Origin of the sequence: Ancylomarina longa (assembly GCF_003996985.1) — a bacterium.
GTDB classification, from domain to species: Bacteria; Bacteroidota; Bacteroidia; order Bacteroidales; family Marinifilaceae; genus Ancylomarina_A; species Ancylomarina_A longa.
Map to the genome: position 1 here is coordinate 16311 of NZ_RJJX01000026.1, position 24979 is coordinate 41289.

Consider the following 24979-nt stretch of genomic DNA (forward strand, 5'->3'; position numbering starts at 1 on the left):
ATCAACTCTCAGATTCTTTTTTGAGGAAAAGTTTAATAAATGATTCTATGGGTTTAGGAACCGGGTAATTTTCCCATTCCTCCCAACTAATAAATTTAAACTTTTCTTTTATTCCAGTATCATTAGAAATTGTAATGTGAATAAAACTGATATGAATATTCTGATGGGTTAATTTGTGTACTTTATTTTTGTAAATGGATTGAATTACCAGCTCCGAATTTCCAAAACAATCAATCCATTCTTTAGATTGTAGTAATTCTTCCATAGAAATGGACTCACTCTTCTCTATTAATGGGAATTGATACAAGTTTCTCCAAATGTCATTTCCTTCCCTTTTTACAATTGCCAAAGAATCGTTACAAGATAGGAACAAATAGTAAAAGTATCGATTTTTCAATTTGATTTGTTTGGTTTTCTTAGGTAATAGTGCTACTAGTCCTGATTGCGAAGCAGTGCAACTTTTTAGCAAAGGGCAAATATCACATTTTGGCGATTTGGGCGTGCATTGTAACGCACCAAATTCAATAATGGCCTGATTGTAAATTTCCGGACTGGCTTTCCCCATTGTTTCGCTCGCTAATTTCTGAAATATTTTTTTCCCAACAGAGGAGTCAATTGGAGTTTTTACACCATAATATCTGGATAATATCCGAAATACATTTCCATCTAATACGGCATAAGGTAAATTAAAGGCAAAGGCAGAAATCGCTGCCGCTGTATAGGTTCCGATTCCTTTTAATTCTAGAATATCAGGATAGTTTACAGGAAATACCCCATTATGCTGTGATTGAATTGTTTTTGAAGCTGTATGCAAATTTCTTGCTCGGGAGTAATAGCCTAAACCCTGCCACATTTTCAATACCTCTTGTTCTTCGGCCATGGCCAAATCTCCTATTGTCGGGAATCGATCAATAAATCGCAGGTAATATTCTATTACAGAGGCAACTTTAGTTTGTTGCAGCATTATTTCTGATATCCAAATGAGGTAGGCATCCTTAGTTTGACGCCAAGGAAGATCTCTTTTGTGTTGGTTATACCAGTTTATGATTTGGTTACTAAGCATCTCGAAAACTTTACCGGATGAATTTTTTTTTCAAATTTGGGTAAAAATATTTGTTTTCGATTTCATTAATACCTAGAAATCATATATATTTGCACTCTGATTTGAGGAAATGATGTTGTAAATAATTGATAATTAAAGATTTTTTAAGAGATGACTAAAGCAGATATTGTTAACGAGATTTCTAAAAACACAGGAATTGAGAAAATTACAGTACAAAAGACTGTTGAAGCTTTTATGGATACAATCAAAGGTTCATTAGTAAAAGGAAAGAATGTGTATTTGAGAGGTTTCGGAAGTTTTATCGTTAAGAAAAGAGCAGAGAAAACTGCAAGAAACATTTCTAAAAACACTACAATTATAATCCCTGAACACTTTATTCCAGCTTTTAAACCAGCTAAAACTTTCGTGAGTAAAGTGAAAACTAATGTAAAGTAGTTTTAAGATTTAAATTCATTAAATATTAGAAGTTATGCCTAGCGGAAAGAAAAGAAAAAGACATAAGATGGCAACACACAAGCGTAAAAAGAGATTAAGAAAAAATCGTCATAAGAAGAAGAAATAGATTTCTTTAAATGCTTTTGTAAGAATAAAATAAATAAACCTAAAGAACTTTTTAGTACTTTAGGTTTATCTATTTGTAAGAACTGATTACCTTTAATAAAAATTAGAAGATTTTATAGTGAATAACGAGCTAGTAATTGATGTAACCCCTAATGAAATTGTTATTGCACTACTTAGCAATAAGCAGTTGATTGAATTAACCAGAGAAAAAAGTAATCTTCAATTTGCAGTAGGAGATATATATCTCGGTAAAGTGAAAAAAATTATGCCGGGTTTAAATGCAGCCTTTGTAGATGTGGGATATGAAAAAGACGCTTTTCTGCACTATTTAGATTTAGGTCATCAATTTCTTTCTTTAAATAAATTTCTACAACAAGCCTTAGCACGAAAAGGCAAAAATATCTCAATCTCGAAAATGAGATTGGAAAAGGATATCGATAAGAATGGAACAATATCTGATGTTGTAAAATCTGGACAGTATATATTGGTACAAGTTGCAAAAGAGCCAATATCTACTAAAGGACCAAGACTTTGTTCTGAAATTTCAATTGCCGGAAGAAATTTGGTTTTGATCCCTTTCTCTGATAAAGTTTCTATATCACAAAAAATTAAATCGGCCGAAGAAAAGAATCGACTTAAGCAATTGCTTCAAAGCATTAAGCCTAAGAATTATGGCGTAATTGTGAGAACTGTTGCCGAAGGGAAACGAGTAGCTGAACTGGATCAGGAGTTGAGAGCACTGGTTGAAAAATGGGAAGATAGCTTTCTTCAGATTCGGGAGATGCACCCTCCAAAATTGGTTTTAGGGGAAATAGACAGAACTACTGCTATTCTGCGAGATATTTTAAATTCCTCTTTCGAAAATATTTATGTGAATGATGCAGCGGCAGCAAAAGACTTGAAATTATATATTTCAGGTATTGCACCGGAAAAATCTAAAATTGTAAAGCATATCACTGGCGAATTGCCAATTTTCGATCAATTGGGAATTGATAAACAAATAAAATCATCATTTGGCAAAACAGTTTCTTTTAAAAACGGAGCTTATCTTATTATTGAACACACAGAAGCATTTCATGTAATTGATGTGAATAGTGGTAATCGTTCTAAGGCAGGCAATGATCAGGAAACTAATGCAATGGAAGTAAATATTGCTGCAGCACAAGAAATTGCGCGGCAATTGCGCTTACGTGATATGGGGGGTATTATCGTTGTTGATTTTATTGATATGCATTTGGCCGAAAATCGACAGAAAGTTTTCGAAAAGATGAAAGAGATGATGGCACTAGATAGTACCAAGCATAATATATTGCCATTAAGTAAGTTCGGATTAATGCAGATTACACGTCAGCGTGTTCGTCCTGAGATGAATGTTGAGATTCAGGAAAAATGTCCAACTTGTTTGGGTACTGGTAAAATTGCTCCCGCAGTTTTATTAACGGATCAAATCAAACAAAAGCTCGATGTAATTGTTGATCGGCAATCCGAAAAACACCTAACCTTAAAAGTTCATCCATTTGTAGGAGCATATATTAATAAAGGTTTTTGGAAGAATTTGCGTCGCCAATGGCAATCCGAACTTGGCATTAAACTTACCGTAAAAGAGATTCCTTCCTATGATTTATTGGGATACAAATTTTTCGATAAAAATAATCAGGAAATAGAATATTAGAATTTGAAGTATTCTTCCTTTAGGAGAAATTATGTTATTGGAATGTTAATTGGTTTGCTTGGCTGTTTTATAATACTATTTTTGTGAGTATTAAAAGCAACAAAACTAAACCATATGAAAAAAAAGCTTCTTATATTATTTTTAGGAGTTCTCCTAAGTAATATATTTGTTCTTCGTGCCCAGATTCAAAAAACGGTAAGCTGGAATTATTCTACCGAAAAAATTAGCGACTCAGAAATCAATTTGGTATTTAAAGCTAATATTGATAAGGAGTGGCATATGTATTCCCAACATTTCGAAGACGGAGGGCCAATTCGTTTGAATTTCACTTTTAATGATTCTGATAAGTTCGAAAGAATTGGCGATGTAGAAGAAATTAGTAAGCCTAAATCAGAATTTGATAATATCTTCGAAATGAATATCCAATATTTCGAAGGGAAAGCTATCCTAAAACAGAAAGTTAAATTACTTTCAAAAAGTCCTTTCATCATTTCTGGAGAGATGGAATATCAAACTTGTAGGGAAGGGGAGTGCGTGATGTTTACTCCTGATTTCAGTTTTAATATTAACGAAGGAGCTGCTGTTGCGAGTTCTCCAAAAAAGATTGTAAAAAGGGAAGTCATTAATCCAATGAAAAATCCTCGCAAAGAGTATTCTTCTTTGTGGTCTTTATTTTTTATCGCATTTAGTTTTGGTTTAATTGCTCTTTTAACTCCTTGCGTTTTCCCGATGATACCAATGACGGTATCATTTTTCATGAACAGCTCAGAAAATCGTCGAAAGGCTGTTATTAATGCTATTTTGTATGGTGTTTCTATTATTGGAATATATACTATTATAGGGACTATTGTAGCAATTACCTTAGGTGCTGATTTTGCAAATTGGTTGAGTACCCATTGGATACCAAATGTGTTGTTTTTTGTGATTTTTATTGCCTTTGCATTCTCCTTTTTTGGTATGTTTGAGATAACGATGCCAAGCTGGTTGGTAAATAAATCTGTTGCACATGAAGACAAAGGAGGATTTGCCGGGTCGTTCTTTATGGCATTTACTTTGGTTTTAGTTTCCTTTTCATGCACCGGACCAATTGTCGGATCAATTCTAGTGAAATCTGCCGGAGGTGAAGTCTTAGAACCCATAGTTGGGATGTTTGGTTTCTCGTTGGCATTTGCATTACCATTTACTTTATTCGCTATTTTTCCTTCCTGGTTAAACAACCTTCCAAAATCGGGTGGTTGGTTAAATTCGGTTAAAGTTATATTAGGATTTTTAGAGTTAGCCTTTGGTTTAAAGTTCTTAAGTATTGCCGATCAAACCTATCATTGGGGACTTTTAGACCGGGAAATTTATCTTGGTATTTGGATCGTAATTTTCACCTTAATGGGATTCTATTTATTAGGGAAATTAAAATTTAGCCATGATAGTGATGTAAAATATATTTCTGTTCCAAGATTAATATTAGCGATATTCTCTTTTTCTTTTGTTGTTTATATGATTCCAGGAATGTTTGGAGCGCCTCTAAAAGGAATTTCTGGATATCTACCTCCGCAAACTACTCAGGATTTTGATATTTCTGCTATCGTAAGAGATCAATCTGGTGCGAACTTTGAACAGTCGAAGAATGAAATATGCGAAACTCCAAAATATTCTGAGCATTTGAAACTACCACATGGTTTAAAAGGATATTTTGATTTTGAGCAAGGTTTGGCATGTGCCAAATCTCAAAATAAACCGATTTTTATTGATTTTACAGGGCATGGATGCGTTAACTGTAGGGAAATGGAAGCCAATGTGTGGTCGGATGCCAGAGTTCAAAAAATATTGAGGGAGGACTATATTATCATCGCACTCTATGTGGATGATAAACAAAAACTACCTAAAGAGGATTGGGTAACTTCTAGTTACGATGGTAAGCTTAAAAAGACCTTAGGCAGAAAATATGCCGATTTCCAGATCTCTAGATTTGGTGTGAATGCACAACCTTATTATGTACTTTTAGATCACCAGGAAAAGACTTTGGTTGATCCTCGAGCTTATAATTTAGATGTAGATTCATTTATTGAGTTTCTCGAAAACGGGAAAAAGGAATTTGAAAAAAGATAAAATATGGAACTCTCGAAAAGGCTGAAATAGGAAACTGTTTCGGCCTTTTTTCCTTTCTATTTAAAATCATTATAAGCTGATTATATTTTTTTGAAGGATTATAATTTCTACTTTTGAAAGTTTGCCTTTAGAAAAATCCAGGCAAACCACATTAATCTTTACAAATTAATAGAAACGTATGAAGAAATACGATGTGATTATTGTTGGTGCCGGACCAGCGGGAATATTTTGTGCTTATGAACTAGTAAAGAATAGAGCAGATTTAAAAATTCTGATTCTGGAGAAGGGGAGAGGAATAGCACAACGGAAATGCCCAAAACACACAAATGGTGGACAGTGTGTACATTGTAAGCCGTGTAGCATTACTACGGGATGGGCCGGTGCAGGAGCCTTTTCGGATGGAAAATTATCTTTATCGCATGAGGTAGGTGGTACATTGCCCGAATATCTTGGCGTAGAAGAGACAATAGCACTAATAAAATATACCGATGAAGTTTATCTTGAATTTGGTGCAGCTAGTGATATTCATGGGGAGATTCTTACGCCAGCAATGAAAAAAATCCGCAAGAAGGCTATTGAATCGAACCTTAAATTAGTGCATTGCCCAGTTCGTCATCTTGGAACTGAAAAAGCCCAGGATCTCTATCGGAAATTGTACGAATATGTTATTGATAGAGGTGTTAAAGTTCGTTTTAATTGTGCTGTAGAGCAATTACTTCTTGAGGGGGATAAAATTAAAGGGGTAAGGAATGGTTCCGGAGATTATTTTGCCGATCTGGTAATGGTTTCGGTTGGACGAGATGGAGCGGATTGGCTGATGAAGGAGTGTACAAAGGAAAGCATATCCACGGAAGTGGGAGTTGTTGACATTGGCGTTAGATTAGAATGTCGCAATGAAATAATGCAAGAAATTAATGATAACTTTTACGAAGCCAAATTAATTCACTATACGCATACTTTTGATGATAAAGTTCGGACCTTCTGTAGTAATCCAGGTGGATTTGTTTCTTCAGAATATTACGATGGAGATCTTGCGGTTGTGAACGGACATAGTTATAAAGATTTAAAAAGTGACAACACCAACTTTGCACTGCTGGTATCGCAAAAATTTACTGAACCATTTAATGCCCCAATCGAATATGGAAAGCATATTGCACGTTTGGCGAATATGCTTACCAATAACCAAATTTTAGTGCAACGTTTTGGTGATTTGGTAAGAGGAAGGCGAACAACAGCAAAGCGACTGTATAGAAATAATATCATCCCAACCCTTAAGGATGCTATACCAGGTGATTTGAGTTTGGTATTACCTCACCGAATTTTAAAAGATATTGAAGAAATGATACTTGCTTTGGATAAAGTGAGTCCGGGATTGGCATCTGATGAAACCCTTTTGTATGGAGTTGAAGTGAAGTTCTACAGTAACATTACTAAGGTGGATGATAAATTTCAATCCACTTCAGTGAAAAATTTGTTTTTGGGTGGAGATGGAGCCGGAATCACAAGAGGTTTGATGCAAGCTTCGGTAAATGGAGTTGTGATCGCTCGTGAATTCTTAAAACAGTTATAGAGGTTTAAACAGTTAGGTTGTGGAGCAAGCACACTCTACAACCAAGCTTGTTTTTTAAAGATATTATTTGGGAAGATAAAAACTAAAAGTACTTCCTTGATTTGGGATACTTTCTATTTTCACCCAACCATCTAATTTTTTAACAATCCTTTTTACAATGGAGAGCCCCAGTCCATGGCCTTTTACAAAACCATTACCTAATTTTTGTGGATCAATAAAAAGCAATTCACATTCCCTTTCGGATAGTCCATTTCCGTTATCTTTAATCCAATATTTAATATAACCATTTTCGACTTTATTGCTTCCAATTTCCAATTTTGGAGGATTTCCTCCATACTTAATTCCATTGCGAATATAGTTGAACCAGACCTCCTCAATCCAAGGGGCATATCCTTTTGATTTTTCAAATTGAGCTGGAAAAACAATCTGAGCACTATTTTTTTCGGTTGGAGAAATTCGGCTAAGTGCTTCTAAAATAATATCCTTCATGGCAAGTTGCGTTTTTACAACTTCTTCTTTTTTTCGATTAGCAAAAAGTAACATTTCCCGTATGATACTGTTCATTTTAAAGCCACTTTGAACAATCATTTCCAGAAATTCATCTTTTTTTTCCTTTGTCAGTCGATCATTTATTTGAAGGATCTGGCTAAAGCCGATAATACTATTCAATTGAGAATGTAATTCATGAGCAATGGTATGGGCATAAGCATCTAATTCTAAATTTTGTTTTATAAGTTCATTTTCTGCAAGCACTCTGGTAGTTATATCGGTAATAAATGCCATGCCAAAAACATCATATTTTGTACGGATGTAGCTCAAACTAATTTCAAGCCATATTTCAGTACCATCTTTTTTGCATCCCAAAAGTTTAGATGTAGAATGACCCATAGGTCTGATTTTAGGCTGATCAAAGTAGGTACTTAAATGAAAATAGTGTTGTTTTTTGAATCGGGATGGTATTAAGATGTCAATATTTTGGCCAATAAGTTCATCTTTCTGATAAGCAAAAAGATCAAGTGATTTTTGATTTACCCGAATGATTTCTCCAAATTTATTAATGAAAATAACACCTTCAGACAACGATTCAATTAGCTTATGAACAGAAAGTCGATCGTTGAAAATCTCCGAGAAATCTATCATCTTCTTGTCCTTTTTTAATTTAGCATTCAATATTCGAATACCTAAGGTACTAAAAATGGAAATAAAAAAGACTAATTTGTCTGTTAATAGTGATTGAAATAGAATGTTCTATAATGAACAAATCTGCAAAATATGGATTTATGCTTGCTACAGTATTTGCAGGCATATTATTTCTAGGAGCATTGTATAATTTGATTAGCGATCCAACCAAAAAAAGATTACAGGAACTGGAGTTGAGTGAATGTCAGAATTAAGATTTTATAAAAACCTTAGTAGGATTATAGCTTAAGGGAATGAGCTTTAAATGAAGAATAGATTGTTGAGGTTTTCAGCAATCTATTTCTTGTATTAGAGTTTCTTCGGTCAAAAGGGTGAATTCTCTTCCTTGCTCGTAGTTGACCAATTTAAAAAAACTGCAATTGATACAACTCAATAATTTGTCTTCGAGTTTGCCCTGCAAATTATCATGGCATATAGTGCCATTTACTGTCCAGCAATATCTTCCGGCAGCTGTGCCTCCATTTATTCCATTAAATACATCAAGCGTACTGGTAGGACACACACCTAATTCTTCGGCGTTTACTCCACCTTGCTCTCTTCCACAACGAAAATATTCCCAACAATTAATAACTTTCATATTTTTATTATATGCTTCTAAAATAGGATAATAATTGCTAATGTTCAAAGATATTTGTTAAGTAGCTTCGAAATTGTGCTTAATTTGGATTATTCTCTGACCTAAGACCTTTATTATTCCCATAATTTCATTATTTCCGCATCAGTTAGGGATTCGAAAGCTAATAAGCTCTGGTAAGGATCTCCGGATATCTGAAGCAAATGAGCAAATGCAGGTTCTGTTTTTAATCCATCTTTTTTTAATTGAATAATCTGATGCTTGAAATCTTCTCCCAGCAGTCGGAGAATTCTGGATTCTATAATCATATGTCGGTAAGCATTCTGACTGGCAACAGGGAAAAGAGAACCGTAGATTTCAATTTCAAAATCCTGATAAAGAAAACTGGCAATTACAACCCAATACCCATCCTTTTCCTTTTGAACAATAGTAAAATGCGATTCATTTTTGAATAGAGAAAGAAGTCTGTTTTCAAATTTATCTGCATCTTGGTATTTGCAGGAGATATCCAAATCACTTGAAGCTATCGAGATATCAATAGGGAGGCTGCCAGTAAGTATAGGATAATATTCCTTCAATTTTTCAAACAGTTGAAGCTCGTTTAAACAGTGATATGCTTTTTGTTGCTTTGCCGATCCGAAGTTCAGGTAGGTTATATTTTCCCAGTTCATCTTATTAGTGAGTTAATTGATTTTTTAAAATCTTTTTTGCTTCTTCCAGCGTTGCGTATTCAAAACATTGAAGATCTGTACATCCACGAATCATCGCAGAAGTGGTTTTTCCATTGATGCTTCTGTAGAGGCAAATAATTGGCTTTTTCATATCAAGCGCTCTTCCAATTTCATATCCCACCCCAAGTGATGGAGTAGAAACTTCAGCCACCAGAACATCCGATTCAATTACCCAATTCATATCCCGATCATGTATTTCCTGATCGGTCATGTTATTTTTTTTAATTTTGGTACCAATATGCTCGGTAAGCACAGTTCCATATTGCTTTAATTCCTCAATGATTTCGTGGTATATTTCTACATCCTGCTGACCACCTCGTATCGACCCTGAAAAGTATATTTTCATATTTCTGTTTTCTTGAGCCCTTTTAGAAACTTGGAGTAGATGAATTTTAGTTTAACTGCGCTCGTACTTTTGCAGGTATCAATCGCTGCAAGCCTTTTGCCTGAGGCGAATTCACATCAATATATTTCCAATTGTCAGTAGATTTATTGGCAATTGCGACCATTGAACGATGCGCATTTATCGTAAATGAATTGCTGGCTTCGTCATACTTCACATTACTCTTTCCAAATTCTTGTTCGAATTGAGGTTGTACTAAAATTTTACCTTGCGACATTAATCCCGAGAGCCGAACCTTTATGATGCCATTGTAATAGATCTTGCAATACTTTTCCTTCCCCGACACCACTACCTTTGATATTTTATCGATAGCCTGAAAGGTAGTGTGCATTTTCACACCCATGTTATCCATTCCTTCCAAAACCATCACCATATTATCCTTGCTCATCATATCAAAAATTGGAGGATACATCATCTGTGTTACCTCATCCCATTGCCTGTTGTTAAAAGCACTTGTATAGTTTCTTAAATCTTTCTCGAAATGCTTTTTTAGTTGGTTTTGAGCAAAAACAGAGGTCTGCAACAAACTAAGCAGTATCAGGATAATGCCAATTCTTCTCATATCTTTCTTTTTAAATTTCAGAGGAAGATAGCAAAAAAATAGTAGGATGAGGGTTTAGTAGTCCGTTAGAGGTAATATTTGTGTTGTGATTGTCTTTGACAAACAAAGAAAAGACCTGTACTGTTTATTTCAGTCTTATTTTAATTTTTATAGATCTTGAAAGTAGGACTGATATTTAAATCTGTAAATTTATTCCACTTATTACTATTGCGTATTTCTAAGGCAATAATTTCAGAATAAACAAAATAAAGCACTAATTGTAATATACAGTAGAAGCATAAAATGCCAAGTTTAAATTCCAGCTTATACAATATCACAATTATAACAAGACAGAATGAAAGGAAAGGGTGGTATGAAAAAAACGTTTATTTTTCGGTTCTATGCAGAATTGAACGATTTCCTTCCACAAAACAGAAGGCAAAAGTCATTCTTAGAATCGTTTAAAACACCAATCACCATTGCTGAAACCATGGTATCCCTTGGAATTCCATTTTCTGAAATCGATTTGATATTAGTCAATGGAGAATCGGTAGCGATGAATCATCGCTTAAAAGAAAATGATCGCGTCTCCGTATATCCGATTTTTGAAAGCATGGATATTTCATCGAAAACAAAAGTTAGAGTAAAGGCATTACGGGTAACAAAGTTTATATTGGATTGCCATCTTGGTAAGCTGGCAAAATACTTGCGAATGTTAGGTTTTGACACCTTGTACCGTAACGACTTTGGCGATGATGAAATAATAGATATTGCTAGCGAGGAGGAAAGAATAATTTTAACTCGTGATAAGTTACTCCTTAGTTCCCCAAAAATATCACATGCTTATTTTGTTAGAGCCATTGATCGGCATGAGCAATTAATTGAGGTCGTCAAGAAATTCGATCTGTATAGTCAGTTCAGATCTTTTACTCGTTGTATGACCTGCAATGCAAGTTTATATGAGATTAGTAAGGAAGAAATAATAAATAAAATTGATCGGGAAACGGCTCGGGTATTTAATCAGTTTTTTTATTGTAAGCATTGTGACAAAGTGTTTTGGAAAGGTTCGCATTTTAAGAGAATGGAAGCTTTTATCAGAGAGTTAGTTTTAAATAATGTGCGTCGAAGTTTGTAAGAGAATTATTATATCTGTATTAATGAGATAATGAAGAATCCAAATAACACAAAAGACCAAATCCGGATAGATTTGATCTTTGCGCTTATAATTAATTTGCTGTTACTCCAAGCGAATTTTACAATTGTTGGCACGAATATTCAGATTAGAAATAGCCTTTTTTGAGCCAATTTTACCTTTTGCAACAAAGGTCTTTTTGTCGGCAGTCGCCTGATTGGATAAGGTGAAATCGGTAGAGTTATTGAATTTCACCGATTTGTGATTGATTTCGTAATCCATTTGGCAGCCTTGCATAAAGCTTAAACCGATATTTCCGTATTTCGAGTCAAGCTTAATAAAGGAAAATAGGTTGTTGATGTTGAAAACATTAAGATGACCGAATTTCAATTCAAAATCGATCTCCCCACCCATTTGTGCAATTTCAAATTTCGAGAAGTTCGATGATCCATATAGATATTCAATCTCCTTTATATTGAATTTATCGCGAGCCGATTTTATATTTAAATTGTCGATGGCGTGAATTTCAATCTCTGAATCACGACTTTCGCCGGATAGCTTTTCTGCCTCCTGAATACTTACATGCGCATTGGCAAAATCAATTTCTGAATTACCCAGGCTATTTACCTGAAAGTTGGAACCTGCGACTTTGAATTTGTTTTCACCACTCAAATCCTGAGCGGTAAAACTCCCGTTACTCAAATCAAGCCTTATATTACCATCATGACTATCCATAAAAACAGATCCATTCCTCTGCACGATATCCAGATTCACACTAGATGGTAATTGTACCGTATAATTGATTTTTATCTTTCCTTTATTAAAAAGAGAATTCGTCAATTTTTTGAAAGTGAAGAAGTCACCCAAAACCGTTTGAGCAACCAATTGGTGATCGCCTTTGGTAAAATCAACAGAAATATTGTCGGCAATGGTTTCATTTTTTGTGTCGCTTGAGCCATCAACGCTGATAAGAATCTCGAAGCGAATTTCATTTTTCTCCCAGTGTTTAATTTTTATTTTCCCATATTTCGATTCTATCTTCAAATTTTTCACGGCAGGAAAAATCTTCTCAATTTTCTTGTATTTGCTGGCATGAGCAGAACCAATGAACAAGCAAATTCCCATTAAAGCAAGCAGGATTCTTTTCATATACTGTAGTTTAAAAAGTTTAATGATTTAAAAAGATGATTTAAAAATAGGCGATTTAGTTTGTTCTTTTTAATGATTGCTGGGTGTATGTCTGTATTTTAACAAATATTAAGAGAAGTATTGCGAAGAACAGACAGATTCTACCAATAAAATCACCGTGCTGAGAATAAAAAGTTGCCTTCTTTTCTAAACTCACATTCCCCGAAAGTATTGCCGGTTGCCACCATTTAGTTTGGGATATAATTTTGCCTTTTGCATTAATGAGAGCGGAGATACCATTATTGGCAATCCGAATATACTGTCGACGGCTTTCAATGGCACGAATCTGACTGTAATGGAAATGATATTGGTAACCGGGAGTATTTTTCCACCAACCATCATTGGTGATCATACATATAAAACCAGGTTTTGCAGGAACTCGTTGGGCACAATAGTCTCCAAATATCGATTCAAAGCAAACAATAGGAGTTAGCGCAACAGAATCATTGGAATAAAAGGATGCTGTGCTATTTCTGCTACTGTAGGTGCCTTTATATCCCCCAATTTCAAGCGCATAATCATTCAGGAATCCAAGGTATCGATTAAAAGGCATGCTTTCGAATAGAGGCACTAGCTTGGTTTTGTGATAGAAGGCAGGTATTGTATCCGCTAAAAAAAGTGCCGAATTATAGGATTCCTTTTTATCATTATAGCTTCCCTCACTCTGTACACCAATAAGGAAATTGGTTTTAGGATATTTCTTTTTTAATGCCAGTAATCGATTAAAGTAGGAGGATTTATTGGGTTTATTCTCTTTTATATAATCCAAAATCAGGGTTTCCGGGCCAAAAAGATAATCCGGTTGTAATGACTGGCATAATGAATCTGCTTGGGACAGAAAATTAGAAAAATGCTTTTCCTCTTGCTCTGGTACAAATTTCTCGGTGTATGGATCAAGATTGGGTTGAATCAGAACAAAACTCCTTGTTGATATTTTGCTTTCTGGCTGATGAAAGATAACATTGGAAAAAGTTAAGGGAATAGCAATGATAAGGCCAACACCAATGATATTGGTTAGGCGTATTGAATGTGATTTTACAAATGCGGCGTAGCAGGCAATATTGACTATTATAATCCACAAACTACCACCTCTGGTACCTGTAAATTCGTACCATTGCATCCACTTTGGAGCGGAGGCAAAAGCATTTCCCAAGTTCAACCAAGGAAAAGCCAATTCCCATTGGGTATGGAAATATTCAAAACCCAGCCAGATAATCAGAAAAGGAAAAAGAATAGGAATCTGTTGCATCTTACGGGTTTTGCTGATCAACCAAAAAACCAGGGAGAGGATTAAGGCATTCAGGATAATAATGAGGATAACGCCGAATAGCTGAGCTTTCCCCACCCACCAATAAGCCATCGCGTTCCATATCAGAAAACAGATAAGGCTATAATTAAAAAGGAGGTAAGAATTAGGATGATTCTGAAGTTTATCTTCTAATATCAGCAAGGGAATCCATGCAATAAAAATTAGGAAAAAGAGGGCTGGAATGCAGAAAGGTATTCCCAACAAAATTCCGGATGCAATGGCAAGAAGAATGTTTTTATTCACTTTAGGTATCATTCAAATTATATTAATTGGCGTTACTTATTCGTTGTAATCACTCAAGCTTGCAAAGGATTATTGCTGTGGCAAGATAAATCTTATTTTTTAGTTATTGTTATTTTAGGAAGGGTCACCTGAATGTATTGGTTTTAGTAGCCCCGAGGTACAATTTCCTTTCCCATAGGTAGAATTACCCTTCCCATAGGTAGGTTTGCCCCTCCCATTTGTAATATATTGACTTCCCTGGCAATATTGACCCGTCCTCAGGCAAATTCTGTACAATTTATGCTAATATTTCGCAATAAAAACACGAGAGCTGTATACGCTATTTTTGAAATTCCAACATTTCAGAATTCCTTTACCGGTGGGTAAGATTTACACCGATTAGGATAAGGAATATTGATGCGATTTGGGCAATGGAAATATGATCGCCGCCAATTACAATTCCCCAAAAAATGGCAATAATAGGGATGAGATAGGCAATTGAAGCTGCAAAGACATGCGATGATTTTTTAATAAGTTGATTGTAAAAAATAACTCCTACAAAAGTGAGTAGTGCTAATAAGCCGAGCATTACAGAACTACGAAAAAATGTTTCGGAAGCAAGGGGAGTGCTAAAATCTGTAAAGGCTAGAAAGCATCCAGCCATGGGACCTACAAATAAAAAGGCCAAAGAGGCAATTTCTGTTCCGGTGAGTTTAGGCAAGGCAAAACTCACAATATTTATGCTAATAGCCACTGAAACAATAGCCATAAATACATAGAATACGCCCCAAAAATAGGAAGTTCCATATGAATCACCCGAAAAGCTAATTACCATGGTTCCGGCAAAACCCAATAGGATACCACCAATGATTTTTTTGTTGGTTTGTGCTCTAAAAAATAGAATTGCCAGCAATAAGGTTACCATTGGTAACATGGCATTTAGCATGCCGGCCACCGATGAATTGATTTGGGTTTGCGCCTTGGCAAAGAAGTACGATGGACCAATATTTCCTGTAATTCCCGAAAGTAACAATGGAAGAATATTTTCTTTTGATAGTTTCTTGAAATGCTTAAAAATTAAGGGAAGGAATAAAATAAAAGACAGAAAAACCTGTATTGCTGCAACCTGATTATGAGAATAACTTTTCAGGGCTATCTCTCTTAAAATATAAGGGCTTCCCCAAATGAAAGATACTAAAAGGAGAAGCGCCCAGTTGCTGTATTTTTTACTTAATGTCATTTTGGAATATCGTAGGGAGAATTGTTGGAAATTAGTCTTTATCTTCTTCGAAAGCCTTGTATTTAGCTGTTAAGTCAGAAATTAATTGACTAAAAGTAGTAACAGCCGCAATGGTATCTTTAGAGATTTCTTTTTGTTGCAATTTCAACATCAAAATGCCGTAAAGGGCGGTAAGGCATACTTCAATATCATTATTTTCCTCAGTAGCATGTGCCTTTTTGCGGAATTCATTGATATTACCAGCTGCTTGTTGAAAAAATCCCATATAAGCCTGATCCTTTTTTTTATCGATTAAGTATAAATGAAAATCGTAAAGTTCATTCACATTATTCTGTAAAATCTGAAGATGTCCTTTTTCTTCAATTTTCTCAATTTTCATCATTTCGATCAGGTTCTCGTACCAATCACGAATTTCCTGTTGCGTTTCCTTAGGTTGTTTAAATTGTTGAATAATCTGCTTATCCAAAGTCTCAATATTAAATTGGTAGGCTCTGATAATGTCTTCCACTTGCCACATGTACAATAGGTACTCTGCTAAATTTGTTTTCTTTTTATCTTGTGCAATAATCATATTCTTCAGTTATCAGTTATCAGTTATCAGTTATCAGTTATCAGTTATCAGTGAAAGATTCCCTGATGACTGTTCGCATTTTATTGTTTTAGTTTATCTATTAGGCGTCTGTCGTGTTTGGTCGGACGTCCGCTACCTCGCTCACGTTGTTCAAACCCAAATTGCTTGGTTGAATTTAGCAGATCAAGTTGATCCTGAGCTGTAACGTCTTCCATAAAATCAACAACTAGTTTTGCTCCCATTCGTTTTCCGGAAATAGCTTTTACTTTATAGCTTCTGGTAATGGGAGGTATGCGAAGATCAATTATTTCATTCAATCTCACTTCCCGGGAAGGTTTTACCGAAACACCATTAATGCTAACCTTTCCTTTTTTACAAGCTTCAGAAGCAAGGCTACGGGTTTTGAATATTCTTACTGCCCAAAGCCATTTGTCAATTCGTACTTTTTCATCCATGGCAATTGTTTTATCAGAAATTTATTTAGCAGCTTTTTTGGTATTGTATGCTGTCATGGTTCTTTGTATACCAATCGTGCTCATTCCTTTTATCATGTTGATACAAGTCTTGAACAAATCAGGAAGAAGTTTGATTTCTTCTTCACCCCACTTGCTCAATACGTAATTTACCTGCTGTCCTTTTTGAAAGTCGGCACCAATTCCAAATCGCAATCGCGCATAATTTTGATGCCCTAATGTTTGGTTAATGTGCTTCAGTCCATTGTGTCCTGCATCACTACCTTTCGAACGAAGTCGTAAAGTTCCAAATGGTAAAGCCAGATCATCTACTAAAACCATCATATGTTCCACCGGAATTTTTTCTTTTTGCAGCCAATAGTTTACGGCTTTACCGCTCAGATTCATATAGGTGCTTGGCTTTACTAAAATATAAGTTCTTCCTTTAAACTTATACTCAGCCATAGCACCATATCTGGCATCCTTAAATTCAATGGATGCACTTTCTGCAAGTGCATCCAGAATGCTAAATCCTATGTTGTGTCTGGTGTTTTGATATTCAGCACCAATATTACCCAGACCTACGATCAGGTATTTCATCTCATTCAATTTTATAATATCAGAGGACTGTGAAATCCCTAATAATTTTCTTAATAGTCGAATCATAACAAACCCAAAGTTATATTATTTATAAGTACAAAAAGGTGTTTGCGATTAGATTCCGTCTTTCTCCTAAAAGTAGAATTAAAAAAACCTCCCAAGTCTTTACAGAATGGGAGGTTGTGTTTTTTACTAAAAAAGGAATTATTCTCCTGAAGCCATTGCAGCAGCACGAGCAGCTCTGGTAAGCTTAACTTGAACAACTACAGCGTTTTTAGCATTTAAGATTTCTAAGTTTTTGTAATTAAGTTCTCTTACCTGAATACTTTTACTTAGACCAAGCTCAGTAACGTTTATTGGTAAGTTCTCAGGAAGATCAGCCATTAAAGCTTTTACTTTAAGTTTTCTCAAGTTAATAGCTAATTTACCACCAGACTGAACACCTTTTGCGAAACCTTCCACTTTAATAGGAATCTCAACTTCGAATGCTTTGTCTTCAAATACCTGGAAGAAATCTACGTGAATAGGTTTGTCGTTCACCGGATGGAATTGAACTTCTCTTTTAACACATGAGAATAGTTTTCCGTCGATGTCGAATTTCACAATAAATACTTCTGGAGTATAAAGCAATTTGCCCAATACTTTTTCATCTACTGCAAAGTGAATGTTTTCACCACCACCATACAATTCACAAGGAACTAATTCTTGTTTACGTAAAGCTTTTGTTGCTTTTTTACCCAAATCAGTTCTTAAAGAACCTTTTAATTCTAAAGTTTTCATTTACTTCATTTTTTGTGTTACTCAATAGGAACTTCAACGCCCGGTAAAAAAGCTCGGTTACCATCCCATCACACGTTTATAATTGTATTTACCTTAAATCCGCGCAAATATAAGAATTATAAAATAAAATTGGAACTGATTGATTGGCAATTATAAACATTAAGAATCGTTTTTGCGAAAATATCAGCAATAGATAATTCTTTGATTTTAGGGCAAGTACTCTTTAGAGGTATGGAATCGGTGAAAACTACTTCTTCCAAAGCCGAAGATTCAATTCGTTCAATTGCCGGTCCCGAAAGAACCGCATGTGATGCAATAGCCCGAACAGTTCTAGCTCCCTTCTCTTTAAGCATATTTGCTGCTTTAGCAATAGTGCCGGCAGTATCAATCATGTCATCGATAATAACTACATTCTTACCGTCAACATCTCCAATAGCAGTCATCTCTCCAACAACGTTGGCTTTTTCTCTTGATTTATGGCATATTGCAAGTCCCGATTTAAGATATTTGGCATAAGCATTGGCTCTCTTACTACCACCCATATCAGGAGAAGCAATTACCAGATTGTCTAATTTTAGGCTCTCAATGTAAGGCAATAGCACTGAGGAACCATATAAATGATCTACAGGAATATCAAAAAATCCTTGAATTTGATCCGCATGTAAATCCATGGTCATCACACGATCTACACCAGCAGCCATTAATAAGTTGGCAACCAATTTTGCTCCTATCGCAACACGTGGACGATCTTTTCTATCCTGACGGGCAAATCCAAAATAAGGGATTACTGCGCATACTTTATATGCGGAAGCTCTTTTGGCTGCGTCAATCATTAGTAATAGCTCCATCAAATTATCTGTTGGTGGATAAGTTGATTGAATGATGAAAACATGGGCACCACGTACGGTTTCTTCGTAACAAGTTTCAAATTCACCATCGCTAAATCTAACAATGCTTGATTCTCCTACTTGCAATCCTGCAGCTTCTGCAATTTTATCTGCCAAATACTCGCTATTTGAACCAGCAAAGATCTTAATTGGGGCTTTCATTATAGTATTATTTATTTATAAATCAGATAACTATTTACTTTGCAAATTTATAAATTATTGCTGCAATATAAGGCAAAGTGATTTTGCTCTAACAATAATTTTTGACCAATTTATTTATCAGGTAATAACCTGTATTTAAAATAAAAAAGAAGACATCGTGATGAGATCTTCCTTGACTGTGAAATGCTATTTAAAACTGAACTGTTTTATTAGTTTCTTCGATAAAACTTAATATCTCGTCCTTTCCTTGTCCTGTCGAAGCAGAGCTAATAAAGTAGGGCGGCATTTCTTCCCATTTTTTAAGCATTTCCTGCTCATAGGTATTGATGTTTTCGCTCAATTTTCGTTTGGTGAGTTTATCTGCCTTGGTAAAAATGATCGTAAACGGAATACCATTTACTCCCAGCCATTCCATAAATTCGGAATCTTTGGACTGAGGTTCATGCCTACTATCTATAAGTACAAAAAGATTGATAAGGTTCTCCCGTGTCTCGATATAATTAAATATCAATTTCGAAAATCTTTGACGAGTAGATTTGGCTACTTTGGCAAAGCCATAACCCGGTAAGTCAACCAGATACCAATCTGAGTTGATTAAAAAGTGGTTGATTAATTGAGTTTTTCCCGGTTTCCCGGAAATTTTCGCCAAATTTTTGTGATCGGTAATCATATTAATCAGTGACGATTTCCCAACATTCGAGCGTCCGATAAACGCATATTCTGGTTTATTGGGCTTCGGACATTTCGTAACATCCGAGTTCGACATCAAAAATTCAGCTCTTGTAATATTCATGTGATTTGTATTTTCGGTGGCAAAGGTAGACAGATTCTTAAATTATCCGAAATCCGATCACATTTTATTGATAGGAAGTATAATTTAGCGTGGTAAAAATAAAAACCTCTTTCTGTAAAAAACAAAAAGAGGTTTTATAACTTGTTTAAAATTTTACTTGATAAATACTTCCAGAACCTGAGTTTTTCCATCAGGATGTAAAACGAAATGATCTAAGGAGGCTGGAATCAATACCGTTTCTCCTTTACTCACATTTAATTTTTCTTTTCCATCGTATTCTATCTGAAAATCACCTTCCATACACATATAAATGATAAAGGAATTTAGTTCCAGAATATCCATATTAATGCTTTTATCGAAGTCAAGAAAGTTGGTAGTAAAATACGGACAATGAACCAATTCAGTACTTTTATTGATTCCCGATTCGTATTCGGTTTCATATTTTTTTTCAAAACGATAATCAATGGCATCCGCTGCAAGTTCTGTATGTAATTCGCGGGAATTCCCTTTATCATCAGTTCTGTTCCAGTCGTAAATACGATAGGTAACATCAGAGGTTTGTTGTATTTCTGCTAGTAAAATCCCTTTGCCAATAGCATGAACTCTACCTGCGGGGATAAAGAAACAACTGCCTTTTTTCACTGGTTCATTGTTTAAAATATCTTCCAGTTTACCATCCTCCAGTTTTCTTAAATAGGTCTCTTTATCTACTTCCTGATTGAAGCCAACAATGAGTTCAGAACCTTTATCTGCTTCAATGACGTACCACATTTCTGTTTTTCCAAATGCATTGTGTCTTTCTTTAGAAAGTGCATCGTCTGGATGAACCTGTATAGAAAGAACATCGTTAGCATCTATAAATTTGATGAGGAGGGGGAACTCCATTCCAAATTTTTCATATACTTTGTCACCAACCAGGTCACCCATGTATATTTCAATTAATTCTTCCAGATTATTTCCTGCAAGATTTCCATTACACACCTCTGAAATATCTCCTTCTACACCAGAAATCTCCCAACTCTCGCCAGCATTGGGTAGAGGGGAAAAATCCTTATTCAATACCGTTTTTAATTTGCTACCACCCCAAATTTTATCTTTCAGGATGGGTGTAAATTTTAATGGATACAAACTCATTTTCTTTTCGATTAATTATTTTGATTGATGTTATTGGCTTTTGGTATTAGCTTAAAATTCGTAATCTATAACTTTTCTATCTACGGCCATCTCTTTGATTACCGCAACAGCTTTAATATGATCCGGATGATTGGCATACTTGGGTAGAGCTTCTAAGTTTTCTACCTCAACATTTACAACGAAGTCGTATGAAGCTTCGGTATGCAGTATATCAAATCCAATTTGAATGGTTTTAATCTCTGGGATTTTATTCCCTAAACCATCAAAGGCTTCTTTCAATCTATTAAAAAAATTATTCTTTTCTTTCTCCGACTCAAAGGCCTTAAATTTAAACATTGCGATATGCCTGATCATTTCTATTCTTTTTTAAATAATTACTAACTTTCCAGCCGAAATTAATGCAAACTTATCAATTTTGAATCAAACATCTAAATATCATACAACATGTTGATTATTGGAATTGCCGGGGGAACAGGATCCGGGAAAACTACAGTTGTCAGAAAGATCATTGAAAAATTACCGCAGGGAGAAGTGGCAGTTTTACCTCAGGATTCCTATTATAGGGATAATGCAGACATGCCATTAGAGGAAAGACAGGAGATTAATTTTGACCATCCGGATTCTATTGAATTTGAACTTTTGGTAAAGCATCTTAAAAAATTAAAAAAGGGCGAGCCAATAGATCAGCCAATTTATTCCTATCTGACCTGTCTTCGATCGGAGGAGACTATTCTAGTGGAGCCTAAAGAGGTAGTTATTGTAGAAGGAATATTAGCGCTTACACAACCTGAACTGAGGGATTTAATGGATTTGAAGGTTTTTGTGGATTGTGATGCTGATGATCGTTTAAATCGGGTGATTAAAAGGGATATTATTGAGCGGGGAAGATCGGTGGAAAAGGTATTAAACCGATATGAAAAGACTGTAAAACCTATGCACTTGCAATTTATTGAACCAACAAAACGTTATGCGGATATTATTGTGCCTCAGGGTGGAAATAATGTAGTTGCGATTGATATTTTAACTCATTTTATTGAGAAAAATCTGATTGTTAGAATGTAAGCATTGGGATGAAAATAATTTATAGGGGGATGTTTTGTTGGCATTCCCTTTTTTTATAACTTTTGACTTTCGTTTATGATAAATCTTAATCATGCTGAATAATATTAAAGCCGAGAGTTTGTTGTTTATAGATATAGAAACAGTATCCGGAACAAATTCCTACGATCAACTATCTCCTAAATTGCAGGATTTATGGGAGAAAAAATCAAGTTACTTTAGATCCGATGACCAAAATGCTGCAGATGTGTATCAGCGCGCCGGAATTTATTCTGAGTTTGGTAAAATTGTCTGTATTTCAACAGGTATGATCACCCGGAAGGAAGGCATTCGTAAATTTAAGGCAAAGTCGTTTTATGGCGATGACGAAAAACTCTTGCTGGAAGAATTTGCAACTATGCTTGATCGTTTTTGTAGCAAACCAAATCGAAATCTTTGTGCTCATAACGGTAAGGAATTTGATTTCCCCTACATAGCTCGTCGGATGCTTATTCATGGAATTATTTTACCGGATATTTTGGATATAGCAGGGAAAAAACCATGGGAAGTGCAATTTTTGGATACCATGGAGTTGTGGAAATTTGGGGATTATAAGCATTTTACTTCCCTTGCACTCTTGTGCGAGATTTTTGGTATTCCAACACCAAAAGATGATATTGATGGTTCTATGGTTGGAGAGGTGTACTGGAAAGAGCACGATATAGAACGCATTGCCATTTATTGTGAAAAGGATATTTTGRCTACAGCTCAGGTTTTTCTAAAATACCAGGGAGAGGAACTAATACGCGTTGAAAATTTTGAAAGAATATTGTTGTAAAGCTTTTGGTATTGTACAATAAATTGTGTTTTTTCGTGTTTACTTTAAGAATAAAAACTAAAAGAAAATAGTAATGAACTATCCCTTGTATAAAAAACTCTTATTTGCCATTGTTATCATTAGTAGTCTAACTCTTTCCTCCTGTGGAAGTGGAGGAGGTGGTAGTGAAGAAGTGTTTGCCTTTAAATCCACCGATTTAGCCAATAAGTATTGGTATGCAAATCCGTATTTGTCGCCGGATTATAATCGCGACGATGCACTGATCGTATATCGTTTTGAAGGTGGAGGAGTACTTAAAAAACAGGATTTTAGTGGTAGAAGGGATGAGGTAGTAGGCTCTTGGAGCTTGAGTGATAATGAATTGGTTATTGAGGATGAATCTATTTCTGCAACGAATAGGCAAGAATGGTTTGTACAATCGAAATCAACAAGTAATTATCTCAAATTGAATAGCAATACAGGAACTCGTGAATTTTTTACCAATATCAATGATTTGAATGACGTTTCTGCTGATGCTTATGTGGTAAATGAGGTAAGGTTGGTAAATAACGCGTATGAATCGGCTTACAGAATGGAGTATGCAGTTTACGGTGAAAAACTTTCGCAGGTAAAAGTTTTACCAGATGCAAATACCTCTATTCAATTAGAGGATTTTCAGAACTATCAGGGGCAAAAAATATATCTGTTACCAGAAAAAGATAGAACAGATTATTTCAATCAATTTACTGGCGGACAGAAAGTGAAATTCTATTTGAAAACAGAGGGTGGTGAGAATTACAAGTTGGAAGATCAATTGTATGAAAGTGACATCGACGCTTTAGATAATTTTTCGATTACAGCAACGCATGCCAGTGGAAGTGTAAAGCTTACCGTTAATTGGAAAGCCGTTGATGAGGCTGATATTTACTATTATGTAGAGATTCTCGATAAGAATGCGAATGAATACCTGCCAAAATTCAGAAGCACCAGACAGCCTGCAACTGCTGGAGAAGATAAAACTTTGGCAATTGATAATTCAGTAGCAAATGAGTTGAATTTATTAAATGAATTACCTGTTGGTGAAGACTATTACGTGAAAATTACCGGATTCAAATATGAGGATGGAATCGATGCCAATAATAGTTCTAATAAAGAAATGAACATCCAGGCAATGACACGCTTTGTTTTTAAAGCTGGTCAGTGGTGAGATTAGGAAATAGAGAAGTAAATTATAAAATCCCGAAGTCTGTTACGATTTTGGGATTTGGTTTTTTGTAGCTTACTATTTAGTGTATTCTCTGGTTTAGAAATCCGTATTTTACTATATTGAGCAGCTTCATCAATCAAGCACAAAATATTCCACCGTTTTCACTAGTAATTTTGGCTGTTCGGCATGTACCCAATGTCCCGAATTTGGTATGGTCGTAATTTCGGCATATGGGAAAATAGTTCGAATCAAATTATGGTCGTTATCGGTAATGTAATTTGATCTTTCTCCTTTTATAAATAAAATCGGAAAACCAGTAATTTCTTTTCCGTTGGCAAAGCGATTGCCATCTATCCCATCCATAATTTGAGGTAGAAAGTCGCTAATAGTTTGAATATTTAATTTCCAGATAAAGTCTTTCTGTTCGTTGCGTTTTAAATTCTTTAAGAGGAACTGGCGAACTCTTTCGCTACTGATATTTTCGGATAGTTTGTTATTGATTTCGGTTCTGGTCTTGTATTTTGACAAATCGAAATTCAGCATTGCACTAACAATACATTGATGATCGATAGTTTGTGGAGCGTAATCAGAGATTTTACTATAGTTTTTAGGTGCAATATCTACTACCAGCAGACTACTCACTCTTTCGGGATAATCTGCGGCAAAAAATATTACTGTTTTTCCACCCATTGAATGTCCCATTAGTATAGCCTTTTCAATTTGATGATCATCCATAAACTCCTTTAAATCCTCTTTCAAATCCTTGTAAGTATGAGAATTGGAATGAGGTGAATTTCCATGGTTTCGCTGATCGATAAGGAAAATCTCAAAGTGTGGAGCCAATTCTTTAGCAACACTAAGCCAATTGTCCGATGAACCGTATAATCCGTGTACGATAATAAGGGGATGACCTTCTCCCAATTTTCTATAGTTGAGTTTCATTGATATCAGAATTTAATTCAAATAATAAAGATAATACAGATATTTGGAATCCTGAAAATTACAATTTTGTATGCATTTGAGACAAGA

The 24979-nt window shown here is 35.1% G+C and carries 27 protein-coding genes; 9 read left to right on the forward strand and 18 right to left on the reverse strand.

Annotated elements, in window-relative coordinates; translation table 11 throughout:
• Nucleotide 1: 1 nt before the first annotated feature.
• Nucleotides 2-1063, reverse strand: coding sequence for an A/G-specific adenine glycosylase (mutY, locus tag DLK05_RS14280; protein WP_127344688.1), 1062 nt, complete (start codon nucleotides 1061-1063; stop codon nucleotides 2-4).
• 150 nt (nucleotides 1064-1213) lie between these two features.
• Here mutY and DLK05_RS14285 point away from each other — a divergent pair, with 150 nt between their 5' ends.
• The 4 genes from DLK05_RS14285 (at nucleotide 1214) to DLK05_RS14300 (ending at nucleotide 6969) form a co-directional block, all read left to right on the forward strand.
• Nucleotides 1214-1498: an HU family DNA-binding protein gene (locus DLK05_RS14285; protein ID WP_054714163.1), complete on the forward strand. Its 285-nt coding sequence runs from the start codon at nucleotides 1214-1216 to the stop codon at nucleotides 1496-1498.
• Nucleotides 1499-1742: 244 nt separating this feature from the next.
• Nucleotides 1743-3296, forward strand: coding sequence for an Rne/Rng family ribonuclease (locus DLK05_RS14290; RefSeq protein ID WP_127344689.1), 1554 nt, complete (start codon nucleotides 1743-1745; stop codon nucleotides 3294-3296).
• A gap of 114 nt (nucleotides 3297-3410) precedes the next feature.
• A complete protein-coding gene (locus DLK05_RS14295; protein WP_127344690.1) occupies nucleotides 3411-5399 on the forward strand; it encodes a protein-disulfide reductase DsbD family protein in 1989 nt (662 codons plus the stop codon).
• 178 nt (nucleotides 5400-5577) lie between these two features.
• Nucleotides 5578-6969, forward strand: coding sequence for an NAD(P)/FAD-dependent oxidoreductase (locus DLK05_RS14300; RefSeq protein WP_127344691.1), 1392 nt, complete (start codon nucleotides 5578-5580; stop codon nucleotides 6967-6969).
• 63 nt (nucleotides 6970-7032) lie between these two features.
• On the opposite strand, the gene DLK05_RS14305 is transcribed toward DLK05_RS14300, so the two are convergent.
• Entirely contained in the window at nucleotides 7033-8109 is a 1077-nt protein-coding gene (locus tag DLK05_RS14305) for a PAS domain-containing sensor histidine kinase (RefSeq protein WP_127344692.1), read from the reverse strand.
• 113 nt (nucleotides 8110-8222) lie between these two features.
• On the opposite strand from DLK05_RS14305, the gene DLK05_RS17560 reads away from it, so the two are divergent.
• Complete coding sequence (locus DLK05_RS17560; protein WP_209319895.1) at nucleotides 8223-8363, forward strand: hypothetical protein; 141 nt, start codon at nucleotides 8223-8225, stop codon at nucleotides 8361-8363.
• 74 nt (nucleotides 8364-8437) lie between these two features.
• Here DLK05_RS17560 and DLK05_RS14310 read toward each other — a convergent pair whose 3' ends face one another.
• The 4 genes from DLK05_RS14310 to DLK05_RS14325 all read right to left on the reverse strand — a co-directional run bounded on the left by DLK05_RS14310 (nucleotide 8438) and on the right by DLK05_RS14325 (nucleotide 10439).
• Nucleotides 8438-8746, reverse strand: a complete 309-nt coding sequence (locus DLK05_RS14310) for a two-CW domain-containing protein (protein WP_127344693.1) — start codon at nucleotides 8744-8746, stop codon at nucleotides 8438-8440.
• A gap of 113 nt (nucleotides 8747-8859) precedes the next feature.
• A complete protein-coding gene (locus tag DLK05_RS14315) occupies nucleotides 8860-9414 on the reverse strand; it encodes a DUF4269 domain-containing protein (protein WP_127344694.1) in 555 nt (184 codons plus the stop codon).
• A gap of 4 nt (nucleotides 9415-9418) precedes the next feature.
• Nucleotides 9419-9820 carry a nucleoside 2-deoxyribosyltransferase gene (locus DLK05_RS14320; RefSeq protein WP_127344695.1) on the reverse strand — a complete coding sequence of 134 codons (402 nt, stop codon included), beginning with the start codon at nucleotides 9818-9820 and terminating at the stop codon, nucleotides 9419-9421.
• A gap of 46 nt (nucleotides 9821-9866) precedes the next feature.
• A complete protein-coding gene (locus DLK05_RS14325; protein ID WP_127344696.1) occupies nucleotides 9867-10439 on the reverse strand; it encodes a hypothetical protein in 573 nt (190 codons plus the stop codon).
• A 352-nt stretch (nucleotides 10440-10791) separates the two neighbouring features.
• Between DLK05_RS14325 and DLK05_RS14330 the strand changes: the two genes are divergently transcribed.
• On the forward strand, nucleotides 10792-11553 hold the full coding sequence (locus tag DLK05_RS14330) for a Mut7-C RNAse domain-containing protein (RefSeq protein WP_209319896.1): 762 nt from the start codon (nucleotides 10792-10794) through the stop codon (nucleotides 11551-11553).
• Between the two features lie 102 nt (nucleotides 11554-11655).
• On the opposite strand, the gene DLK05_RS14335 is transcribed toward DLK05_RS14330, so the two are convergent.
• The 11 genes from DLK05_RS14335 to DLK05_RS14385 all read right to left on the reverse strand — a co-directional run bounded on the left by DLK05_RS14335 (nucleotide 11656) and on the right by DLK05_RS14385 (nucleotide 21242).
• A complete protein-coding gene (locus DLK05_RS14335; RefSeq protein ID WP_127344698.1) occupies nucleotides 11656-12699 on the reverse strand; it encodes a hypothetical protein in 1044 nt (347 codons plus the stop codon).
• A gap of 55 nt (nucleotides 12700-12754) precedes the next feature.
• Nucleotides 12755-14302: an apolipoprotein N-acyltransferase gene (lnt, locus tag DLK05_RS14340; protein WP_127344699.1), complete on the reverse strand. Its 1548-nt coding sequence runs from the start codon at nucleotides 14300-14302 to the stop codon at nucleotides 12755-12757.
• A gap of 340 nt (nucleotides 14303-14642) precedes the next feature.
• On the reverse strand, nucleotides 14643-15509 hold the full coding sequence (locus DLK05_RS14345) for a DMT family transporter (protein WP_127344700.1): 867 nt from the start codon (nucleotides 15507-15509) through the stop codon (nucleotides 14643-14645).
• Nucleotides 15510-15540: 31 nt separating this feature from the next.
• Entirely contained in the window at nucleotides 15541-16080 is a 540-nt protein-coding gene (locus tag DLK05_RS14350; RefSeq protein ID WP_127344701.1) for a DUF4924 family protein, read from the reverse strand.
• An 80-nt stretch (nucleotides 16081-16160) separates the two neighbouring features.
• Complete coding sequence (locus tag DLK05_RS14355) at nucleotides 16161-16535, reverse strand: RNA-binding S4 domain-containing protein (protein WP_127344702.1); 375 nt, start codon at nucleotides 16533-16535, stop codon at nucleotides 16161-16163.
• 21 nt (nucleotides 16536-16556) lie between these two features.
• A complete protein-coding gene (gene pth / locus DLK05_RS14360) occupies nucleotides 16557-17198 on the reverse strand; it encodes an aminoacyl-tRNA hydrolase (protein ID WP_235832013.1) in 642 nt (213 codons plus the stop codon).
• Nucleotides 17199-17336: 138 nt separating this feature from the next.
• The gene (locus DLK05_RS14365; protein ID WP_127344703.1) at nucleotides 17337-17912 is read right to left on the reverse strand and encodes a 50S ribosomal protein L25/general stress protein Ctc; all 576 of its coding nucleotides are present in this window, start codon (nucleotides 17910-17912) and stop codon (nucleotides 17337-17339) included.
• Nucleotides 17913-18028: 116 nt separating this feature from the next.
• Entirely contained in the window at nucleotides 18029-18961 is a 933-nt protein-coding gene (locus tag DLK05_RS14370) for a ribose-phosphate pyrophosphokinase (RefSeq protein WP_127344704.1), read from the reverse strand.
• Between the two features lie 190 nt (nucleotides 18962-19151).
• On the reverse strand, nucleotides 19152-19754 hold the full coding sequence (gene yihA / locus DLK05_RS14375; protein WP_127344705.1) for a ribosome biogenesis GTP-binding protein YihA/YsxC: 603 nt from the start codon (nucleotides 19752-19754) through the stop codon (nucleotides 19152-19154).
• 153 nt (nucleotides 19755-19907) lie between these two features.
• Nucleotides 19908-20888, reverse strand: a complete 981-nt coding sequence (locus tag DLK05_RS14380) for a type I phosphomannose isomerase catalytic subunit (protein ID WP_127344706.1) — start codon at nucleotides 20886-20888, stop codon at nucleotides 19908-19910.
• A 51-nt stretch (nucleotides 20889-20939) separates the two neighbouring features.
• A complete protein-coding gene (locus DLK05_RS14385; RefSeq protein WP_127344707.1) occupies nucleotides 20940-21242 on the reverse strand; it encodes a Dabb family protein in 303 nt (100 codons plus the stop codon).
• A gap of 90 nt (nucleotides 21243-21332) precedes the next feature.
• Here DLK05_RS14385 and udk point away from each other — a divergent pair, with 90 nt between their 5' ends.
• The 3 genes from udk to DLK05_RS14400 all read left to right on the forward strand — a co-directional run bounded on the left by udk (nucleotide 21333) and on the right by DLK05_RS14400 (nucleotide 23950).
• The gene (gene udk, locus DLK05_RS14390) at nucleotides 21333-21950 is read left to right on the forward strand and encodes a uridine kinase (RefSeq protein WP_127344708.1); all 618 of its coding nucleotides are present in this window, start codon (nucleotides 21333-21335) and stop codon (nucleotides 21948-21950) included.
• A gap of 91 nt (nucleotides 21951-22041) precedes the next feature.
• On the forward strand, nucleotides 22042-22764 hold the full coding sequence (locus tag DLK05_RS14395) for a 3'-5' exonuclease (RefSeq protein ID WP_127344709.1): 723 nt from the start codon (nucleotides 22042-22044) through the stop codon (nucleotides 22762-22764).
• 73 nt (nucleotides 22765-22837) lie between these two features.
• Entirely contained in the window at nucleotides 22838-23950 is a 1113-nt protein-coding gene (locus DLK05_RS14400) for a hypothetical protein (protein WP_127344710.1), read from the forward strand.
• 132 nt (nucleotides 23951-24082) lie between these two features.
• Here DLK05_RS14400 and DLK05_RS14405 read toward each other — a convergent pair whose 3' ends face one another.
• The gene (locus DLK05_RS14405; RefSeq protein WP_127344711.1) at nucleotides 24083-24892 is read right to left on the reverse strand and encodes an alpha/beta fold hydrolase; all 810 of its coding nucleotides are present in this window, start codon (nucleotides 24890-24892) and stop codon (nucleotides 24083-24085) included.
• Between the last annotated feature and the right edge of the window lie 87 nt (nucleotides 24893-24979).

Bases quoted from the DNA above. Each gene is read 5' to 3' on its own strand.
- DLK05_RS14295 (WP_127344690.1), top strand. From the start codon at position 3,411: ATGAAAAAAAAGCTTCTTATATTATTTTTAGGAGTTCTCCTAAGTAAT.
- DLK05_RS14400 (WP_127344710.1), top strand. From the start codon at position 22,838: ATGAACTATCCCTTGTATAAAAAACTCTTATTTGCCATTGTTATCATT.
- DLK05_RS14335 (WP_127344698.1), bottom strand. From the start codon at position 12,699: ATGAAAAGAATCCTGCTTGCTTTAATGGGAATTTGCTTGTTCATTGGT.
- lnt (WP_127344699.1), bottom strand. From the start codon at position 14,302: ATGATACCTAAAGTGAATAAAAACATTCTTCTTGCCATTGCATCCGGA.
- DLK05_RS14355 (WP_127344702.1), bottom strand. From the start codon at position 16,535: ATGGATGAAAAAGTACGAATTGACAAATGGCTTTGGGCAGTAAGAATA.
- DLK05_RS14320 (WP_127344695.1), bottom strand. From the start codon at position 9,820: ATGAAAATATACTTTTCAGGGTCGATACGAGGTGGTCAGCAGGATGTA.
- pth (WP_235832013.1), bottom strand. From the start codon at position 17,198: ATGATTCGACTATTAAGAAAATTATTAGGGATTTCACAGTCCTCTGAT.
- DLK05_RS14365 (WP_127344703.1), bottom strand. From the start codon at position 17,912: ATGAAAACTTTAGAATTAAAAGGTTCTTTAAGAACTGATTTGGGTAAA.
- DLK05_RS14345 (WP_127344700.1), bottom strand. From the start codon at position 15,509: ATGACATTAAGTAAAAAATACAGCAACTGGGCGCTTCTCCTTTTAGTA.
- DLK05_RS14285 (WP_054714163.1), top strand. From the start codon at position 1,214: ATGACTAAAGCAGATATTGTTAACGAGATTTCTAAAAACACAGGAATT.
- DLK05_RS14385 (WP_127344707.1), bottom strand. From the start codon at position 21,242: ATGATCAGGCATATCGCAATGTTTAAATTTAAGGCCTTTGAGTCGGAG.
- DLK05_RS14330 (WP_209319896.1), top strand. From the start codon at position 10,792: ATGAAAAAAACGTTTATTTTTCGGTTCTATGCAGAATTGAACGATTTC.
- yihA (WP_127344705.1), bottom strand. From the start codon at position 19,754: ATGAATATTACAAGAGCTGAATTTTTGATGTCGAACTCGGATGTTACG.
- DLK05_RS17560 (WP_209319895.1), top strand. From the start codon at position 8,223: ATGAACAAATCTGCAAAATATGGATTTATGCTTGCTACAGTATTTGCA.
- DLK05_RS14325 (WP_127344696.1), bottom strand. From the start codon at position 10,439: ATGAGAAGAATTGGCATTATCCTGATACTGCTTAGTTTGTTGCAGACC.
- udk (WP_127344708.1), top strand. From the start codon at position 21,333: ATGTTGATTATTGGAATTGCCGGGGGAACAGGATCCGGGAAAACTACA.
- DLK05_RS14350 (WP_127344701.1), bottom strand. From the start codon at position 16,080: ATGATTATTGCACAAGATAAAAAGAAAACAAATTTAGCAGAGTACCTA.
- DLK05_RS14305 (WP_127344692.1), bottom strand. From the start codon at position 8,109: ATGATAGATTTCTCGGAGATTTTCAACGATCGACTTTCTGTTCATAAG.
- DLK05_RS14370 (WP_127344704.1), bottom strand. From the start codon at position 18,961: ATGAAAGCCCCAATTAAGATCTTTGCTGGTTCAAATAGCGAGTATTTG.
- DLK05_RS14300 (WP_127344691.1), top strand. From the start codon at position 5,578: ATGAAGAAATACGATGTGATTATTGTTGGTGCCGGACCAGCGGGAATA.
- DLK05_RS14315 (WP_127344694.1), bottom strand. From the start codon at position 9,414: ATGAACTGGGAAAATATAACCTACCTGAACTTCGGATCGGCAAAGCAA.
- DLK05_RS14380 (WP_127344706.1), bottom strand. From the start codon at position 20,888: ATGAGTTTGTATCCATTAAAATTTACACCCATCCTGAAAGATAAAATT.
- DLK05_RS14405 (WP_127344711.1), bottom strand. From the start codon at position 24,892: ATGAAACTCAACTATAGAAAATTGGGAGAAGGTCATCCCCTTATTATC.
- DLK05_RS14310 (WP_127344693.1), bottom strand. From the start codon at position 8,746: ATGAAAGTTATTAATTGTTGGGAATATTTTCGTTGTGGAAGAGAGCAA.
- mutY (WP_127344688.1), bottom strand. From the start codon at position 1,063: ATGCTTAGTAACCAAATCATAAACTGGTATAACCAACACAAAAGAGAT.